This window comes from Sagittula stellata E-37 (assembly GCF_039724765.1).
Lineage (GTDB): Bacteria > Pseudomonadota > Alphaproteobacteria > Rhodobacterales > Rhodobacteraceae > Sagittula > Sagittula stellata.
Window position 1 is genome coordinate 666,119 of record NZ_CP155729.1, and the last position, 17,188, is coordinate 683,306.

The window sequence follows — 17,188 nt, forward strand, 5'->3', positions numbered from 1 at the left end:
AGATCGGCAAACAAAGCCGGTCAAAAACTGGACCAGGCCGTCCTCATATCTCTTCAGAACGCTAGGTTCCGCGCGGATCGCCGTGCGGGGTTCCAAAGCACGGGGCCTTAGCTCAGCTGGGAGAGCGCCTGATTTGCATTCAGGAGGTCAGGAGTTCGATCCTCCTAGGCTCCACCATCAAGCAAGGCCCGAAAGAATGGGTCGGTAGCTCAGGTGGTTAGAGCGCACGCCTGATAAGCGTGAGGTCGGAGGTTCAAGTCCTCCTCGACCCACCATTCTCTTTGCTTTGCAGGGACACGACACGCTGACGATTAGATCGATAAGCACCTTCGGGTTCTTATCCGTCCAATCGGACACATTCACTGACATCGTATATATAGAAACAATCAACGTTGCTTGATTGCTGTAAGTAAGCAGCAATCTCGTTGGGTCTCCTTCGGGAGAGGTTGATGCCTGGTCTAGCCGGCCAGGCGGATATATCCCCTTCGAAACGAGCAATCGTTGTCCAAGTCAAGTACACTAACCAACGTATCGATTGCATGATCGATACAGCGGAGATCAATGATCTCCGCGGGAAAGTATGCTTTGTCCAGTAAGAGAGCGGGGCGGTCTGCCGACCGTGTTGCTCTTTGCAAGGCCCTGTGAACCAGCGGGGCGTGGAGCTGCTACCTAAACAGTTCTGCATTCGACCTTCGGGTCGATTAGAAACCTTGCTCTTACTGGATCAAATCAAGCGCGAGAAGGGCGTTTGGTGGATGCCTTGGCAGTAAGAGGCGATGAAGGACGTGATACTCTGCGATAAGTCATGGGGAGCCGAGAATAGGCTTTGATCCATGAATCTCCGAATGGGGCAACCCACCTGATACTCGGTTATAATCAGCTCTGCTGTTTATAATTGGGTAAAACAGGTACTTATTACCTGAATACATAGGGTTTTAAGAGCAAACCCGGGGAACTGAAACATCTAAGTACCCGGAGGAAAGGAAATCAATGATACTCCCCTAGTAGTGGCGAGCGAACGGGGACCAGCCGAGCCATGAGAGTGACAAGAATGATCTGGAAAGATCAGCCATAGCGGGTGACAGCCCCGTATTGGAAGCTCGATTGGACGTATTAAGTAGGGCGGGACACGTGAAATCCTGTCTGAAGATCGGAGGACCACCTTCGAAGGCTAAGTACTCCTTACTGACCGATAGCGAACCAGTACCGTGAGGGAAAGGTGAAAAGCACCCCGACGAGGGGAGTGAAACAGTACCTGAAACCGAACGCCTACAATCAGTCGGAGCTTGACTGGACTCTAATGACAATCTGGGCCATGACCTCCTTGAAGATCAGGGAGATACGAACATGGCTGACGGAACCTTCGCAGTATTGATGCTGGTGCTCGGTCTGACCGACATGGGCATGAACCACTGCGGTACGGCCAACGGATGCCTCGGGACGTCGCCTGCGACGCCGCGGCTGATGATCTCGGCCGGCGAGGTTTTGGAACGACAGGCACAGCCTGCGTCGGAGGTCTACCTTCGCTACGATCTGCCCCACAAACGCGGGCCGTTCGGAGAGGCCATCGGTCTCTCGGTTGGCGAAGAAGGCGAAACCTGGATCGGGTTTGGCCAGACCTACACGGTGAACTTCGGAAACTCTCCGCTGTTTGCCGAACTGCACGCGATGCCTGGTCTCTACTTCGATAACGGCGGATACGACCTCGGCGGACCGATAGAGTTCCGTTCCGGGATCGAGCTGGGATACGAAAACCGGAAGGGCTGGCGCTTCGGCCTCAGCTACGATCACCGCTCGAATGCGGGGATCTACGACAACAACCCCGGGATCGAGACAGTTGCGTTCCACGTGAGCATTCCAACCAGATAGCGGTTGTCATCAGTGTCCAGTCTTGTGACGGCGTACCTTTTGTATAATGGGTCATCGACTTGGTCTATCTAGCAAGCTTAAGCCGTTAGGTGTAGGCGCAGCGAAAGCGAGTCTTAATAGGGCGTCGAGTTAGATGGATCAGACCCGAAACCGAGTGATCTAGGCATGACCAGGATGAAGGTACGGTAACACGTACTGGAGGTCCGAACCCACACCTGTTGAAAAAGGTCGGGATGAGTTGTGCCTAGGGGTGAAAGGCCAATCAAACTCGGAGATAGCTGGTTCTCCGCGAAATCTATTTAGGTAGAGCGTCATCCGAATACCCCGGGGGGTAGAGCACTGGATGGGTAATGGGGCCCCACAGGCTTACTGATCCTAACCAAACTCCGAATACCCGGGAGTACTAGATGGCAGACACACTGCGGATGCTAACGTCCGTAGTGAAGAGGGAAACAACCCTGACCTCCAGCTAAGGCCCCCAATTCGTGGCTAAGTGGGAAAGCAGGTGGGACGACCAAAACAACCAGGAGGTTGGCTTAGAAGCAGCCATCCTTTAAAGATAGCGTAACAGCTCACTGGTCTAATCAAGTTGTCCTGCGGCGAAGATGTAACGGGGCTCAAGCCACGAGCCGAAGCTGAGGATGCGAGAGCATGGTAGCGGAGCGTAGTGTGATATAGCACTTTGTCTCTTCTATCGCGTCGTTATGAACGGTGCGGGCAACCGCGCTCAAGTAGCGAAGCGGTAGCGCAGACATAAGTGCTTTCTGTGAAGCCGGCGCGTGAGCGATCCGGTGGAGAGATCACTAGCGAGAATGATGACATGAGTAGCGACAAAGAGTGTGAGAGACACTCTCGCCGAAAGTCCAAGGGTTCCTGCTTAAAGCTAATCTGAGCAGGGTAAGCCGGCCCCTAAGGCGAGGCCGAAAGGCGTAGTCGATGGGAACCAGGTTAATATTCCTGGGCCAGAAGGATGTGACGGATTGTGGCGGCGTGCGTCCCTTATCGGATTGGGGCGTATCCAAGACAGTTCCTGGAAATAGCCCTTCATGAGACCGTACCCTAAACCGACACAGGTGGACTGGTAGAGAATACCAAGGCGCTTGAGAGAACGATGTTGAAGGAACTCGGCAAAATACCTCCGTAAGTTCGCGAGAAGGAGGCCCGGTACATGAGTGCCGGGGGCACAAACCAGGGGGTGGCGACTGTTTATTAAAAACACAGGGCTCTGCGAAGTCGCAAGACGACGTATAGGGTCTGACGCCTGCCCGGTGCCTGAAGGTTAAAAGGAGGGGTGCAAGCTCTGAATTGAAGCCCAGGTAAACGGCGGCCGTAACTATAACGGTCCTAAGGTAGCGAAATTCCTTGTCGGGTAAGTTCCGACCTGCACGAATGGCGTAACGACTTCCCCGCTGTCTCCAACATCGACTCAGCGAAATTGAATTGCCTGTCAAGATGCAGGCTTCCCGCGGTTAGACGGAAAGACCCCGTGCACCTTCACTACAGCTTCGCACTGGCATCAGGCACAACATGTGCAGGATAGGTGGTAGACTTTGAAACCAGGACGCCAGTCCTGGTGGAGTCATCCTTGAGATACCACCCTTGTTCTGCTTGATGTCTAACCGCGACCCGTTATCCGGGTCCGGGACCCTGCGTGGTGGGTAGTTTGACTGGGGCGGTCGCCTCCTAAAGCGTAACGGAGGCGCGCGAAGGTTGGCTCAGAGCGGTCGGAAATCGCTCGTTGAGTGCAATGGCAGAAGCCAGCCTGACTGCAAGACTGACAAGTCGAGCAGAGTCGAAAGACGGCCATAGTGATCCGGTGGTCCCAAGTGGGAGGGCCATCGCTCAACGGATAAAAGGTACGCCGGGGATAACAGGCTGATACTGCCCAAGAGTCCATATCGACGGCAGTGTTTGGCACCTCGATGTCGGCTCATCTCATCCTGGGGCTGGAGCAGGTCCCAAGGGTATGGCTGTTCGCCATTTAAAGAGGTACGTGAGCTGGGTTTAGAACGTCGTGAGACAGTTCGGTCCCTATCTGCCGTGGGTGTAGGATACTTGAGAGGAGTTGCCCCTAGTACGAGAGGACCGGGGTGAACGATCCACTGGTGGACCAGTTGTCGTGCCAACGGCAGTGCTGGGTAGCTATGATCGGAAAGGATAACCGCTGAAGGCATCTAAGCGGGAAGCCCCCCTCAAAACAAGGTATCCCTGAGGACCGTGGAAGACCACCACGTCGATAGGCCGGAGATGTAAGTGCAGCAATGCATTCAGTTGACCGGTACTAATGGTCCGATAGGCTTGATTTGATCCAGTAACAGCAAGGTTCGAAATCACACGGCGCAAACAGCGTCGCGGTGAAACTTCAAACCGGTTACGGAACACAAGCATACACTTCCAAAGTGTACTGACTTGGAAAACGATGTTGATTGTACCGTTGCACCCGAATTGGGGAGCGTGGAAACAGGGGATCGGCATAGCCAATACTCCAAAAGCCACCATGCCCAAAAGTGCAACGGGTTTTGGTTTTTACTCGGTTTGGTGGTCATAGCGTGAGCAAAACACCCGGATCCATTCCGAACCCGGCCGTTAAGTGCCACCGCGCCAATGGTACTGCGTCTCAAGACGTGGGAGAGTAGGTCACCGCCAAACCTAGCAAAAACCAAAACATCTATATAAACGATACAGAGAAAGTATCAGTGATACACGGAATTGGCGCGGGGTGGAGCAGCCCGGTAGCTCGTCAGGCTCATAACCTGAAGGTCGTAGGTTCAAATCCTACCCCCGCAACCAAAATCCTACGCGTTTTCAAACGCTTACACGCCGCCCTCCGGGGCGGCGTTTGCGTTTTGTCCGGCCGTGGAAGCACTGTGGAAGCAAGAGGGGCCGAAGGTGTTCGTGCAACCGCGAAATGCGCGCTCGTTCTTCGACACCCTCCTGTGGCGAGGCCTCACCTCAGCGTCGGTGGCCGTTCTCGGCCGAAAGAAGCCGTTCTGCTTTGACTACGTGACCGCTAGGTACCCGGAATGACCCCGGCTATCGCAGCAGCTTGATGCGCTCATGCAGACTCAGGGCGCTTGGAATGCTCTTGGCGACAAGGGCAGCCGAAATCTCGACAAGCGCCTGCCGCGCCTGATCATATTGCGACAGTGCCTGGCCGTCGGAAGTCAATGCCGTCGCCACAAGCTCCACCAGCGCGTCGCCTGTTTCCTCACGATACCAGTAACCAGAGGGCTTTCGCTCCTTCAACATGGCTGCCAGCCAGCGTAGGCCGTCAAGACGAAGCGTGGCTACAAAGCTTGTCGTCAAGAAGTGGCAGAAGCGGGTGACGCATTCTTCGTCTCGAGCCAAGTGTGCGGCGGCCCAGCGCTCGTAGACATCCTTCATACGCATAGCCGCGCCGGGTTTCAGCCGGGCCAACGCACCCTCGTTGCCGAAGCCGAGCAGGTCGCAGATCAAGCGTTCGCCGTAGAACCAGAGACCTGGTCGAGACCAATCGGCGGCAAGGCCGTACTCCGCGGTAGCGCGCCAGACACGTTCGAATGCCTCCGCGTCATCATCTTTCCCCAGACGTAGAAACAATCCCCTAATGAAGTGCTGCAGCGCGTAGTGCGCTGCCGGACCGTGGCAGAGAACCGGTTCCCAAACTTCCCGCTCTTCTCCTTGGGGCGCCGCTATCGTCAAGGCTCCTAGCTTCAACAGGATGTCGTAGCCGAAGTTCTGACTTGGCAAGTCGTATTCGCCGTACTTGTTCTTCTCCCGCTCCCTGGCGCGCGTCGCGTCGTAGTCCCAGATGCGCAGCGCCAAGTCTGTATCGAGGCGACGGTCGCCAGTGCCACCGCCATCGATAAGCCAGTTGAAAAGAACACTGAGGAAGTGGTCGTCTAGCGAGCCGCTCCTTCGGCGTTCCGGCTTTCCGCGCCAAGTCTGGGCGCCGGAATTGTAAAGCCGCATCTGGCGTCGGAAGTCCAACCGCTCTACGCCTGTGACGATACGCTCGAAGTCGAGGTCATCCGGCGTCGCATTCGATCCACGAAGCGGAAAGCGCCGCAGCCGCGCGAGCCACATAAGCCAGGCGCGCTCCGCTTCCTCGTCGTCTCCGTGGTGCGGAGCGAGGACGTTAAGTCCCGACCAGAAGAGGCCGGCGCGGAGCAGCCGCCACCAAGCCGCACCAAGTTGTTCTCGGTTGGCATAGGCAACGCCGATTAAGACGGCGGTCGCTTCCGTGTCGCCGCTCGTCAGAAGCCGCACGACGGCCGCCTCCCACTCTTGAACACCGTCTCCATCGGCGAGCCACTGGTGCATTACCGCGTGGGCGATGAACTTCAGCTCGCCGCGAAAACGCTCCGCGCGTTGTCCGCGAATCTCTTCTACCGTCGACGCAACTTCCGCCACACCAGTGCGCACGACTTCGAACGCGAGCTGCTGAGCTTCGGGATGCTGAACGAGCCAAGCGTCGCCCAGTGCGATGAGGGTGCCGGCTGCAGCGGACCGACATTTCGATTTCGCGTCCTCATCGTCCCCCTCGGTCCCGGCTTCGCACTCCTTGAGTAGATTGAAGAGGTACGCGGCCTCATCGTCGGTAAGAGGGTGGCTGCCCCGAAGTCGCTGCTCGCACTGGTCTGGCACAAGAAGGTACGCAAGGGTTGGCGCGCTTTCGGTCTGCCAAGACTGCACCTCGAGCCGCAGTTCGTCGGGGTACACGAGGCGCTGGCTCTCCTCGCCCGTCGCCGTATCGATGACGGTCCGATAGTTGGCCCGGTCGAGCGCGGCGAAGAGCAGCTTGAACTCCAGCGCCTCCTTCCGGTCTTCGGGTAGCGTCCAAATCGGCAGCAGTGTTTGAAGACGCCGCGCAAGGTCGTCGTCGGCTAACATTAGCTCGGCAACGACATCTACGAACTTCTTCTGGCGATGGGGCGCCAGGATCCCATCGCGCGCGAAGTCGAACACTACCTGGCCACTCCGCAGCCAGGCCCAATCGGTTAAGTTGTAGCCTACCCGCTTTACACGGACGCTTGTGAACAGGCGTGCAATTTTGACCCCGTAGAGGGGTGATCGGCGTCCAAAAATGACCCCCTTACACTGATGTGGATGATGCCCCCGAGGTCATCGGGGAGCACAGTGTGGGATGTTGGTCGTGGAGACGATAGCGAAGATCCGGCGGGCGTATTTTCAGGACAAGAAGTCGATCAAGCAGATCTGCCGGGAGCTGCGAGTATCGCGGAATACGGTGCGCAAGGTGATCCGGTCCGGTGCGACGGAGCTCACCTATGAGCGGACCATTCAGCCGTTGCCGAAGATCGGGCCCTGGAAAGACATGCTTGACGAGATGCTGGCGGTGAACGCGCGGAAGCCCAAGCGCGAGCGACTGACCCGCATCCGCATCTTCGAGGAACTCCGGGCCCGAGGATATGACGGTGGCTATGATGCGGTCCGGCGATACGCGGCCTCCTGGTCGAAGGAGGAAGAGGTGGAATCTGCCGCGGTCTATGTGCCGCTGAGCTTCGATCCGGGGGGAAGCCTACCAGTTCGACTGGAGCCATGAGATCGTAGTGATCGATGGCGCGACGACCACGGTGAAGGTGGCGCACGTCCGCCTCTGCCACAGTCGGATGCTCTTCGTGCGGGTCTACCCGCGTGAGACGCAGGAGATGGTATTTGACGCCCACGACAATGCGTTCGCCTTCTTCGGCGGCGCCTGCGCGCGGGGCATCTACGACAACATGAAGACGGCGGTGGACACGATCTTCGTCGGCCGTGACCGCGCCTACAACCGCCGGTTCCAGCAGATGTGCGGGTATTACCTCGTCGATCCTGTTGCCTGCACCCCGGCATCCGGGTGGGAGAAGGGACAGGTCGAGAACCAGGTCGGCGTTGTCCGACGGCGGTTCTTCGTGCCTCGGCCGAAGTTCAAGAGCTACGCCGAACTCAACGCCTGGCTCGAGGATCGCTGTGTTGCCTGGGCCAAGGCCAACCCGCACCAGGAGCTTCGGGATCGAACGATCTGGGAGGTATTCCAGGACGAGCGCGCGAGTCTTGTCCCCTACGTCGGTCCGTTCGACGGCTTCCATGCCGTGCCAGCCTCGGTCTCGAAGACCTGTCTCGTCCGGTTCGACAAGAACCGCTACTCCGTGGACGGCCGGGCCGTTGGCCGACCTGTCGAGATCCGTGCCTATGCCGAGCGGGTCGAGTTCTGGCAGGACGGCAAGATCGTGGGGCAGCACGCCCGAGCCTTCGGGCGCGACAAGGCCATCTACGACCCGTTGCACTACATTCCGGTTCTGGCTCGCAAGCCCGGTGCTCTTCGCAATGGCGCGCCCTTCAGGGACTGGGACCTGCCGTCGGCGATCAGGCGCGTGCAGCGCAAGCTTGGCAAGGTGCCGAACGGCGACCGGCAGATGGTCCAGATCCTCAGCATGATCCCGATCGATGGGCTGGATGCGGTGGATTCTGCCTGCGCCGAGGCCCTGAACGAAGGCGTTCCCGCAGCCTCAGTCGTCATCAACATCCTGGCCCGGCATCGGGAGCCGCCACCGCCGCTGACCATTGATACGCCGGCCGCGTTGCGACTGACTTGCGAGCCCGTCGCCGATTGCAACCGCTACGACAGCCTCAGGAGACCCAACCATGGAAAGATCACAGGTGCTGGACGCGATGAGCCAGCTGAAGCTCTACGGCATGAAGGCCGCCTACGATGAGATCATCACCACTGCGGTGAAGCGTCAGCACGAGCCCCAACAGATCGTCGGCGACCTGCTGAATGCCGAGATCAGCGAGAAGCAGGCGCGCTCGATCAAATACCAGATGACGATCGCCAAGCTACCGCTGGCGAAAGAGGTCGACGAGTTCAGCTTCGAGGAAACACCGGTCAACGAGACCTTGGTGCGCGATCTGGCCGCCGGTGAGTTCCTCGAACAGCAGCGTAATGTCGTCCTCTTCGGCGGCACCGGGACTGGTAAATCGCACCTTGCCGTCAGCATCGCCCGGGCCTGCATCCGGCGCGGCAAGCGGGGGCGCTTCTTCAATGTCGTAGACCTGGTAAACAAGCTCGATGCCGAAGCCCGTGCCGATCGACAGGGGCGCACGGCAGACCTGCTGTGCCGCCTCGACTTCTTGATCCTCGACGAACTCGGCTATCTCCCCTTCGCGCAGACCGGCGGCCAGCTGCTGTTCCATCTCATCAGCCGCCTCTACGAGCGCACCTCGATCATCGTGACGACCAATCTCGACTTCGGGGAATGGCCTTCGGTCTTCGGCGACGCGAAGATGACCACTGCGCTGCTCGACCGCCTGACCCACCACTGCGACATCGTCGAAACCGGCAACGAGAGCTGGCGCTTCAAGACCCGTGAATGACCAAGTCCCCGCTGACCCGATACGGCTGCGCTGTGTGAGGGCTACACCGCATCGGGCCAGCTACCCGAGCGCTCCAGGGGGGGCTTTTTTGGATGCCGATAGGGGGTCAAGATTGCCTGCCGATTGACACGAAGATCGGCCTCAACAACACCGACTACAACGATCAGGGGGCATTCGACGCCGCGAACAACTACTTCGTCGCCCCCGCGGACGGCACCTACCTCTTCGGCGCCACGCTGCTCTACAAGGTCAATGCCAGTACCACTGCCCGCATGCGCGGGCGGCTGGTCCTGAACGGCACGACGGAAATCCGCGGCTCCCTCGGCGAAATCTCCGCCACCCACGTCTCGCTCGCCACCGCGATCTGGCTACAGACCATGGTGCCGCTGACCGCCGGCGACACCGTCGAGCTGCAGGGGTATTTCCGGGTCGCGGACGGGTATTTCGCCGCCGACCACACGTCCTTCTGGGGCTGCAAGATCGGCTGAGGGAGGCGCGATATGGCCCCACAACGCCCGGAGGACGGCTTCGTCCGCATCCCACGAATGCGGACAGAACCTACGCGGAGGGTGGGGCGAGGCCAACAAAAATACTTGGCGCTGCTTTGGCTGCAAGGATCCTACGAAGGCGAAGGGCCGCAAGGCCCCATCGTAGTTGACAACAGTCCTTCAAAGAATCCCGGTACTCCAGCACCGCCGATGAGCACTGCACGGTCCAGCGTTCGGTTGAACAGTTCGCAAGCTGTTTCAGGAACGAAAAGGCAAGAATGGCAAGCGGCACCGTTCAGTGGGTCGCTTGTTGTACTGACCCCAGACATGCAGAGCGGATCGGACGAACACCACTCGAGCCTTCTGAGCGCGCGAAGTACTGTTCCTGCAATACGCTGCGACAGTCCTTCGCGTTCGAGCCCCCCAAGCGTCCCCTCATTGTCCGAGGTGGCAGTGTAGATCAGAACGCCGGCCATGGGCGTGCCGTCCGCATTGGCATACAGTCTTTCAAGCAAAGAGGCCGAACCGTATCCAGACGTAATAGATAGCTCTAGCATTACTGCATGGGAAAATGCATGGACAAGAAGGCCCCGTGCGGTGACTGCTTGCGGCGGAGTTTCGTCGGGGCGGCCGAACCGATTTTGCCAGTCTGCTACCCACGCGTCGTGCAACTGCCGCGCGCGCGCTTTGACCGTGTCCACTTCTTCCCACTCTGCCACCTTGTCCTCGTCGAGCGCCAGGAAGATGCCTTCTCCTGAGGAAGCGATGGCCGGACGCCAGTTGATCTTTCGCGAAGACAGCGACGCTACGGTCTGGGCATCCGTCCCGTCGGGCGGGTTTCGCCGCGTGAACCCTTTGAGAGCACGAACCTCGCGCAAGCGTGGCACGCGAACGACTTCGGACAACCACGGAGCCAGCACATCTGGAACGGCCTCTTTGCGAACTTCGAATGTCTCGCTTGGCGGGGCGGATGCATCGCAGAACTGCCGCCATTCCTCGCGTCTGATCGCCATGTCCGCGCCAGGTGTCTCAGCGTCGGGCAGGCTATCCAAAATGGTGAGCATTGCATCAAGCCGATCCCGCGCTTCCGGCTCGGGCATATCCGTGATTTCTGCAAGACGCTTTGCAACCTTCAAGATGGCGCGCTCCAGATCCCGTTCATCACCGTCCTCTGCAAAGTCTTCGCGAGCAATTTGTATCCGGCTCCAGAGGTCGTATTCCTCCAGTACCGCACGGAACGTGTCCGACCACGGCGGGATCGTGAGGACGGAAGCGACGTGGGGAAAGAAGAGGTTACTGCTGCCACGCAGCGCGGTCGCCACCTCTTTCGCCGGCGCATCGCAGATTTCTCTTGCATCGTCGCCAAGCCAAGGACGCCCGCCAAGACAGCCGCCGGTAAGCTGCTGCGCCTTGGTGAAGGCATCGCGCAGGCTGTCCCCATTACCACAGTCGGCACAATCGACATAAAGATTTCGAAGGCCGGCACCGCGCGACCGCAATTTTAGCTTGCCACTTTGGCGACAGCCATCAGCATGCTTGTCTTCGATCCATTCCCGCCATGGAAAATCTTCCAGATGACCACGTTGGCAAATAATCATTAGGCGCGCGGGGACGACATAAATGGTTCTCCCCATTTTGTTGCTGCAAGCTTGACAGGAAAGCCCTGCTCCACCTGTTTCTTCGAACCATTGGCTCTGATGACGAAGGCCATGGCATTCGGGACATTCCTGCCAGGTTGGGAAACGCACGGCGGGTAGGGCCGGAATGCGCTCTTCGTCTCCGCGGCCAAGGCTAACCGGTGGCTCATAGAGTTCACGCACACCTAAGAGCCTTTCCAAAACGGGCTCCACGATCCTGCGGCACTCGTCTTTTCTCCAAAAATCCAATCCAAGCGTGACCCCAGAGACCGGCGCGTTCTTCGCGGCGAGATAGTCCACTACAGCGCCGGGGCCGTGGGTCGAGACCAGTTGAGCCCGCCGCAGTTCGCCCATCTTTGGTCCGTTTCCCGTCGGCATTTTACTTTCCTTCTAGATCGATGCGCACCGTCGCTTCCACGCCTCGGAGCGTATTCGGCGTTGGCTTTGGTTGGCGGGAGGCTCGCCCCGCAGCGCGACGTTGCACGGCCTGCTCCATAGACATCAGCAGCGAGGCGTCACCTTTATCACTCCACCACGTGGACAGGCCATCGCGTCTGCACCAACTGTCGAGAAACTTCATCAATTCTTCCCGGGTATCGGCAGCTTCGCAGGCTTCTTGCTCGCCGAGGTTACCTAAGCGTAATACGATCTCATCGATGATACTTTCCAATTCAAGTCGGAAACCCTCTGCCCTGCCTGGAGCCTGCCAAAGCTCGGGGTGGCGGTGCGCGGCGATGGCCACGAAAGGCGCATGCAAGGCACGACTCCTTGCACGAGGCGCAAAAGGCGTGACCGAAGTCGCTTCAACGTCGCGATACAGAGCGGAATGCCATGTCGCGTGTGTTTCGAAACGGCTCCTGTCGCGCGGGCGGTAAGCGGTAAACAGACCAATGACCAACCCATCGGTCCGGTCGCGACCAACCCGACTAGTGGCCTGGATGTATTCGGAAACACCTTTTGGCTGACCGTCCACCACCATCAAACCCAGCCGCCCGACATCCACACCGACTGAGATCATGTTCGTCGCAAGCGCAACGTCGATGGCCCCTACCGCATCGTGCCTCCGCTCAAGCTTTGCCAGCGTCTCTCCGATTTGTTCGGACCCGATGCGGCTTGTGATTTCGATCTGTGTGTCGACCGGCCGGATCGGCTCGTCTCGATAGGCAGCCAGCCGTCTCATCGTCTCCGGTGCGATAACCTGAAGAAGTGAGACTGATCCTCCAAGTTCCTTGAGCGAGTTAAAGTACCCAAGAAGGGTCCACGCGGCGTCGCGTTCGCTGCCGTCTAGCACTGAAGCCGACTGCAGCAATGACCCGCAAACTGCCTGCAGCATCTCAGGCTTTGAATGCCCAATGGTCGATGCACCGACATATAGGCGCCCTCGCTTTTTCGGGTCTTTCTCGACGACGGCAAAGGCGGAATCACCGGCGTCAATGCCAGGCGGTGGGAACTGCATAGTCCGACGAGCAAATAGCGCACGAACCTGTGATGCAGCGCTCCGGATCGTGGCAGTCGAGCCAATTACCTTGGGCGGGTGCCCGTCGCGGGTTGCCAGTATGTCAATGGCAGTCTCGTACAGGCCACTCAAGGTTCCGAGCGAGCCCGAGATTAGATGGAGCTCGTCCTGCACAATTAGGTCCGGGGGATCGTAGGCGCCTGCACCGAACAAAGCCGCCGTTTTTTCGTTCCGTGCCACCTGCGCGAACTTGTCAGCCGTTCCGATGACCAGCGACGGACGTTCGTCGTATACATCGTCGTCGTTCGTATAGATCGGCAGCGGCCCTGCCTCGCCAACCTCGCACCCATCCGTCCCACAGGTAACCTCGACGCCGTCGCCCGCAGAATGCCAATCCAGGCTCTCGTCGCACGCGGGACACTTTATTAAGCGATCGGGTCGTCCGACGTCCTTGAGGTTCGCTCCGTCGAGAAGCTTCGCGGCATCGCCCCGCCTGTTGGGTGTTGTAGACTCTCCCAACCAGAGCCCCAAAGAAATCGGCGTCCGAGTGGTGTCGAAGCCCCGCTCGGCCCATTCGAGATTGGCGGCGCAGATCATCGCCGCCGCGCGTTCGAACTGCTGCAGTGTCAGAAGTCGCAGGGTGTAGCGCATGATTGTCGAGACGCCTTCACCCTCTGAGCCTCGTTTAAGCCGCCGCGCGAAGATGGTGAACGCGGTCAGCAGAAGGTAGGCTTCGGTCTTGCCACCGCCGGTCGGAAACCAGATCAGGTCCATGATGCCCCGATCCTCGTGGTCGGGTGCAACGCTCGAGGCTGCCGAGAGAAGTACAAAGCCAAGCTGGAACGGCCGCCAGACCAATGTTCGGCGTTGTTCTTCAGGTTTTCTAAGGTTTTTCCAATCCTGCTGTCGCGCCATAGTCGCATTGGCAAGCTGGAACGCCATCATCAGATCGGCGTCACCTCGGAGGGTGGCAATTCCGCCGCGCATCCTCCGCGCGGCCGTCCGGCATATTTCAAGATGCGTTTTAGCCTGTTCCGCCCTTGCCGCGGACAAGTCCAGAGTCCGGAGGCGCTTTCCCGTTTCTTTGATCCAGACTTCGTAGGAGTCGACAAGCGCCTCGCAGACCTCCAGCGTCTCAGAGCCGCCCTCTGCCAACACGCTCGCCGCAAGACGGTCGCGGACACTTTCAAAACAGACATGACCTAAGGCACTCGTGTCTGGGACGCGTGTCGATGGAAGCCAAGCTGTCGAGACTTCCTTCACCGCGCCGTCACGCGGGTGCCAAGCCGCGGCACAAGTATGTCCCACCGCGTATTCAACTGTATCTCGCCACAGAAGATCTGCCGACCGCTCGTCGGCATCATCGGTGTCTGGTCCGCTGCGCAACGGACGCCCAATAAACCGTGAACCTTCGTCCGCTCGGATTGTCATGCGAAATTCGAAAAGAGCCTGGCGGTTCTGTTCATACCGATCGAGCGACTCGGTCAGCCCCGAGCCCTCGTTGTACACCACAACGGTTATTAGACGCGCGCTCTCGCCCGGCGTACCATGTTCGAACCGCGACTGGACGATGGTCAGATGCAATCCGTCAAAGCCTTCCGATCCATTGTCGGAAAGGCTAAGTTCATCGTTCTCATCGACTGAGATAGGCAAGTCAGTAGAAACGGCCCGTCTCCACCATACTCGACGTGTCCGGCTTGCGCCGTGGTCATCATCTGCGAGCGGTTCTTGTTCATCCTCGTACCGTGCGCCCGTTACCTCAACCGATACGGATGGTATTTCCCCATCCCTCGTCGCTAGCGCGAAAGACAGCCCGGCGGCTGCTGGCCGTGCCGCAGTTTCGATTCTGGCAGCTGTTCCGATTTCAGCTTTATCTTCCTTTCCTCCGACTTCGGCTCCGACATCGGGTGTGGTCGAGGGTTCTCTCCTGGACGCCTTTGGAAACAATATCCCTGTCATAAAAGCTTCTGAGGGGATATCGGGCAGAGGCCCGGCCAGCGGTGCTGGACCGATTAGGTCCTCAGCCAGCCGGTCGAGCAGCACACGGAAGGGCGCATCGGCTTCGCCAGGTGCATGAAGATTGGTCATGGGTTCCCCTGTCGTTTAAAATTAATCCAGACGAAGCCATCGGTGACGGGCGCCACTTCTAGGCCTTTTTCCCGGGCAATCGTATACCATTCCACCCGGATTTGGCCTCTGGCGACCGGAACAAAGGGGATCGCTTGCACGGCCGCACAGATCGACGCTATTTCTCGACCGAAGGTTTCGGAGAAGCGCGCCAGCTCTACCTCGTTGTCATCAACCTCTGCGAAAACTCCCCATCCGCTTTCTCTCCGCCAACGGAGCAGCGGTGCCCGAACATGGCCATCGGGCTGCCCAAGGACCGTCATCCCGAGTGCGTCGGACGGCCTCAACTGCACCTGAACACCGGTTTGTGCGGCCCGCCAATGTCGCTCTTTCGTCACGCGCATGGTGCCGGTTTCGGGCGCGACGTAGAGGTGGCGTCTGGCGCGCGTCGCTCCGACGTACAGAACGCGAGCTTCCTCGGCAGCCTCGGTATCCGACAAGCCGTCGCGAGGCTCCGGCAGATGCAACTCAACGTCCAGTGCCTCTCTTCCTTTCGCTGCGTGGATCGTGGATGCGATCTGTCCAATGGGCGGCTCAGGGGCGGGGGCACGCCCGGTCCGCACCGCCTCGGCCATACGCTTGGCATCGTAGCGTCCATCGACGAGCGCCACCGCAAGCGCCTCTGCGACCTTCGTCGTAGCGGGCAGGGTAGGGTTACTCCGGATGACTTCTTCTATCGCATTCGGGCCGCGGCCCTGTAACAGCTCCATCGCGCGTCCCAGCCACGCAGGTGCCAGCTGGATACCGTCGTCGGAAAGGCGCACCCGCATTCCGACCTCACCCAATCGCGCCGCATGACGAGCGGCCGCCGCATGCGACCGGAATAACGCCAGTTCAGCAACGGGCCGGGCCTCCGCAGACTCAGGCGGCGGCCCATCGCTGACCTCGTAGAGAAGCTCGCGCATCTTCGATAAGGCAGCATGACCGGATGCGGCATCGAGGGCGATCCCGCGCCCCTCGCGAGCGAGACGTCGAAGCGATGATCGACTCGTCCTGTGATTCCCTCCAAGTTCAAACCGCTCGAACCCGGATGCCGTAAGAATCGCGTCTATCGCCATCGGTCCCGCGTGGCCGAATTCACGCGCGCGGTAGTCGTAGATCGCCTGCGCGGGATCGCCGAAGACTGTGACGCCGCAGTCTCCAGGTAAGGCCCCAATTAATTCCGTCAGCATATCGCGCCTCGGGCCAACAACGTCTTGCGCCTCGTCTACGATCAGATGCCGACGGCCATCCAGCCATCGCCGCGCGATTCGGTCGTCCCGCGCGATGAGCGTAGTCGCCTGGCGCACCGTACCTTCATAGTCCGTTTCGCCTATGTCTTCGGTCGCATGGCTGACGAACAGGCCGGCGATCGAGTCAAGCGTGCGGATGTCTACCACTTCCCCGTCTATGACGGGCACACGCGCGAGGAGCTCTGCGACTGCGGTCCGTGAATAGGCAATGACGGAGATGGCTGAGGGATTGAGACCGGACTCAAGAAGGCGGCAAATGCGTCGCTGGATCGTGAAGGTCTTGCCAGCGCCTGGTCCGGCGACGACGACAGCGCGAGCGTCGGGCGGAAGGGCGACAACGCGATCCTGAGAGAAATCCGTCTGAGCCGACGACGCCATACCTGCCCATATCCGCAAGGGTCCGTTTAGCTCCTTCCTCGCATGCTCCGGCCAGTGCAGGGTCAGGGCCGACAAACGTCGGAGTTGAGCAGGCTTGCTACTCAAGTCGCCGTCCAGCAAAAAGGCGTCTTCTCCGCGTTCAATCATCGCGACCCAAGCCGAGGCGTCGTCGGACTGTACGTTCTGCGCGTTCCCAACGAACTGGTCGAGCGAGGAGGCCTCATATCGCCAAGAGGGTGGACCCAGCAGCTCTTCAAGCGTTTCCACGTCGTCTTTCAGACCGTCGTTTAATTCGGCAGACCCATTGGCAAGAGACCGTCCGGCTATGACGCTGACCGCTGTATGCGCGACCACATAGACCGGCGTGTTGCGCGTGGTGTGGCGAACCACGACACAATGCTCCACAAGCGCTGCGAGCGCCTCGTGGAAGGCATCATCTATCTCCACGCCGATCATTTTGGCCAATTCGGGGGCCGTCGAGACACCAGCCCGCTTGAGCGCGTGGACCATTTCGTCCTGAAGTGTCGTGTCCTCCACCGATTGGGCACCGACGCCATCTGTTGAGGCCGTTAGGCTAAGAGAGCCATCGGAAAATATCCTTGACATGACCTGCTCCCCGTTTGTCCCTCGTCCACAACCAGAGTCCTT

At 59.2% G+C, this 17,188-nt stretch carries 6 protein-coding genes, 3 tRNA genes, 2 rRNA genes and 1 pseudogene; 8 read left to right on the top strand and 4 right to left on the bottom strand.

Annotated elements, in window-relative coordinates:
- Positions 1-101: 101 nt before the first annotated feature.
- From ABFK29_RS03095 to ABFK29_RS03115, 5 genes are all read left to right on the top strand, one after another.
- Positions 102-177, top strand: a tRNA-Ala gene (locus tag ABFK29_RS03095).
- Between the two features lie 21 nt (positions 178-198).
- Positions 199-275 (top strand) — tRNA-Ile (locus tag ABFK29_RS03100).
- A gap of 452 nt (positions 276-727) precedes the next feature.
- Positions 728-4,175 (top strand): 23S ribosomal RNA (locus ABFK29_RS03105).
- Between the two features lie 228 nt (positions 4,176-4,403).
- A 5S ribosomal RNA gene (gene rrf / locus ABFK29_RS03110) occupies positions 4,404-4,518 on the top strand.
- 64 nt (positions 4,519-4,582) lie between these two features.
- Positions 4,583-4,659: transfer RNA gene (locus tag ABFK29_RS03115), tRNA-Met, on the top strand.
- Between the two features lie 243 nt (positions 4,660-4,902).
- Here the strand turns inward: ABFK29_RS03115 and ABFK29_RS03120 are convergent.
- On the bottom strand, positions 4,903-6,816 hold the full coding sequence (locus tag ABFK29_RS03120) for a hypothetical protein (RefSeq protein WP_005854547.1): 1,914 nt from the start codon (positions 6,814-6,816) through the stop codon (positions 4,903-4,905).
- Between the two features lie 178 nt (positions 6,817-6,994).
- Here ABFK29_RS03120 and istA point away from each other — a divergent pair.
- The 3 genes and pseudogenes from istA to ABFK29_RS03135 all read left to right on the top strand — a co-directional run bounded on the left by istA (position 6,995) and on the right by ABFK29_RS03135 (position 9,710).
- Positions 6,995-8,564 (top strand): annotated as a pseudogene (istA, locus tag ABFK29_RS03125) (IS21 family transposase).
- On the top strand, positions 8,494-9,222 hold the full coding sequence (istB, locus tag ABFK29_RS03130) for an IS21-like element ISPkr1 family helper ATPase IstB (protein WP_040604073.1): 729 nt from the start codon (positions 8,494-8,496) through the stop codon (positions 9,220-9,222). Before istA ends, istB begins: the two are co-directional and overlap by 71 nt.
- Positions 9,223-9,314: 92 nt before the next feature.
- Positions 9,315-9,710 carry a hypothetical protein gene (locus ABFK29_RS03135; RefSeq protein ID WP_005854553.1) on the top strand — a complete coding sequence of 132 codons (396 nt, stop codon included), beginning with the start codon at positions 9,315-9,317 and terminating at the stop codon, positions 9,708-9,710.
- A gap of 131 nt (positions 9,711-9,841) precedes the next feature.
- Here the strand turns inward: ABFK29_RS03135 and drmB are convergent, their stop codons facing one another.
- From drmB to ABFK29_RS03150, 3 genes are read right to left on the bottom strand one after another with little or no spacing between them, the layout of a single operon-like run.
- The gene (gene drmB / locus ABFK29_RS03140) at positions 9,842-11,725 is read right to left on the bottom strand and encodes a DrmB family protein (protein WP_157136371.1); all 1,884 of its coding nucleotides are present in this window, start codon (positions 11,723-11,725) and stop codon (positions 9,842-9,844) included.
- A gap of 1 nt (position 11,726) precedes the next feature.
- The gene (locus tag ABFK29_RS03145; protein WP_198135665.1) at positions 11,727-14,891 is read right to left on the bottom strand and encodes a helicase-related protein; all 3,165 of its coding nucleotides are present in this window, start codon (positions 14,889-14,891) and stop codon (positions 11,727-11,729) included.
- The gene (locus ABFK29_RS03150) at positions 14,888-17,146 is read right to left on the bottom strand and encodes a UvrD-helicase domain-containing protein (protein WP_083803382.1); all 2,259 of its coding nucleotides are present in this window, start codon (positions 17,144-17,146) and stop codon (positions 14,888-14,890) included. Before ABFK29_RS03150 ends, ABFK29_RS03145 begins: the two co-directional genes overlap by 4 nt.
- Positions 17,147-17,188 lie beyond the last annotated feature (42 nt).

Coding starts and splice junctions, on each gene's coding strand:
- ABFK29_RS03135 (WP_005854553.1), top strand. CDS start 9,315: ATGCCGATAGGGGGTCAAGATTGCCTGCCGATTGACACGAAGATCGGC.
- drmB (WP_157136371.1), bottom strand. CDS start 11,725: ATGCCGACGGGAAACGGACCAAAGATGGGCGAACTGCGGCGGGCTCAA.
- ABFK29_RS03145 (WP_198135665.1), bottom strand. CDS start 14,891: ATGACCAATCTTCATGCACCTGGCGAAGCCGATGCGCCCTTCCGTGTG.
- ABFK29_RS03150 (WP_083803382.1), bottom strand. CDS start 17,146: ATGTCAAGGATATTTTCCGATGGCTCTCTTAGCCTAACGGCCTCAACA.
- istB (WP_040604073.1), top strand. CDS start 8,494: ATGGAAAGATCACAGGTGCTGGACGCGATGAGCCAGCTGAAGCTCTAC.